This window comes from Aneurinibacillus aneurinilyticus ATCC 12856 (assembly GCF_000466385.1).
Lineage (GTDB): Bacteria > Bacillota > Bacilli > Aneurinibacillales > Aneurinibacillaceae > Aneurinibacillus > Aneurinibacillus aneurinilyticus.
The window spans coordinates 78,791-80,559 of record NZ_KE952892.1 but is presented as its reverse complement, the minus strand read 5'-3'; the positions used below and the strand labels follow the sequence as shown (position 1 = coordinate 80,559).

The window sequence follows — 1,769 nt, the reverse complement described above, 5'->3', positions numbered from 1 at the left end:
TTTTGCTTATTTTTATCTACACTGAAGCATTTTGCGAAGCTTCACGAGCTGCGTCACGAGCCTGTTCAGCGATTTCTTTTGTCTCATCCATTGGAGATGGGACCAGGATTGAATAATCTCCAAGTATACTCAGACCCCTATAAGTATCATCCGTGGCTCCGGCATATACCCGATATTTATAAGTCCTACCTATATTGACAGATGTGTCAGTGTAGGTAGAGGTTCCTGCATTGGAGCCAGATAAAAGTCGATTTCCATCGCTAATTACCTCAACCCTTGTCTTTATTTTAGGTATGCTATAAAAACCACCTGGACTTGTGATTCTTAATTCTACATATTTTTCAGGTGTCAATTTAACATCTACATTCATTGGATAAGACAGGTATTCAATGGTATTGATTGTAACTTCCACACCATAATTAGTATAAGATTCCCCTCTTATACCCAAGAAAAGATATCGAAATCCAACACCTTCCCCCTTCGTATAATTTAGCTCCCTATTCAAAACATCATGTACCATGTATTCTGTTTGACTGTTATCTCCAGAAGCTAAGTGTATCTCAGGGTCATATGCTGTTCCAGTTAGCTTCATACTCCCATTGATTTTTGTTATTACATAGACTCCCCCAGGATTCGGAAGCTGAGAGGCACTCCACCACCAGTGGTTATTTCCACTATCAGAGGTAAATGCAGCTTTATATGTTTGGTTAACAGTCATTACCTTTTTGATAGGGCCTTCAGCTGCTGAAGCTGTAAATCCTTCCCCCATAAAGAAAAACAACAATATCAAACAAAATACCATCTTTAAAACTCTCATTTCACCAGCTCCTTTAATAAACAAAATGGCGATATTGCGTTGTACTGAGTCATTATTTACCAAACGATGGATTTCAGCTCATTTCCATCCCTTCTTTCCCCTTTATATTTACAGGAAAATAAAAAATACCCTGTATAAAACATCTAAAATAGTGAGAATTTTACTCCGTTTTGACTAAAAATGATGCTTGTAGCTGCCAAATCGGCTATTTTAGACGTTTTTCCAAGGTATTTTGCTTATTTTTATCTGCACTGAAGCATTTTGCGAAGCTTCTTTCGAAGCATCCCGTCCTTCTTCTGCTGCCTTTTTCGCTGCATCTATTTTATCTGTCAAATCTTTTGTTGTTTTATCGAACTCTACTACAGTTACATCTGTCTTGCTTGAAGGTGTCTTAATGAATAGGTGTACACCCCCGCCATGTCCATTATTTTTAATCACAAGATAAATCCTATCTTCATTCGGAACAGAGAAAGGTGTAAATAACCCAAATGGTGGATTCTCACCCCATTTAGAATTTGAAAAGTTTTGACTTGATAGTATAGGTCCGCCAGGGCTTCCTGCTCTAAATTCTAATGTTACATTTAATGAGTAGGTAGTGCCACCACCAGCATTACGAGCGTCCCAATCAATTCCAGAGAAGGTATGAGACGGCGCAACTTCCGTTATATAATATCCAGAACTAGCTGAAATCGAACCTAATGTTACAGATTTCCCGGCATCTACCCATTGGTATAAGTCTGAATTATAGTAACCAAAAAAATTTTTAGTTACTGTCTGATAATTTCCTGCTAATACCTTAGAGTCGGATAAACTAGCAGTAATACAAAAGACAAAAAGAAGCATCAATATCTTTTTAGTAATATGCAAACTTCTTCCCTCCCTTAAAATTAAACAAAATGGCGATATTGCGTTGTACTAAGTCATTATTTACCAAACGATAGATTTCAGCTCA

General features: G+C 37.4%; 2 protein-coding genes. Both read right to left on the bottom strand.

Going from position 1 to position 1,769, the window contains the following annotated elements:
- Window positions 1–16 precede the first annotated feature (16 nt).
- Window positions 17–817: a hypothetical protein gene (locus HMPREF0083_RS22410; protein WP_040304479.1), complete on the bottom strand. Its 801-nt coding sequence runs from the start codon at window positions 815–817 to the stop codon at window positions 17–19.
- Window positions 818–1,027: 210 nt separating this feature from the next.
- Complete coding sequence (locus HMPREF0083_RS22405; protein ID WP_040304478.1) at window positions 1,028–1,684, bottom strand: hypothetical protein; 657 nt, start codon at window positions 1,682–1,684, stop codon at window positions 1,028–1,030.
- Window positions 1,685–1,769 lie beyond the last annotated feature (85 nt).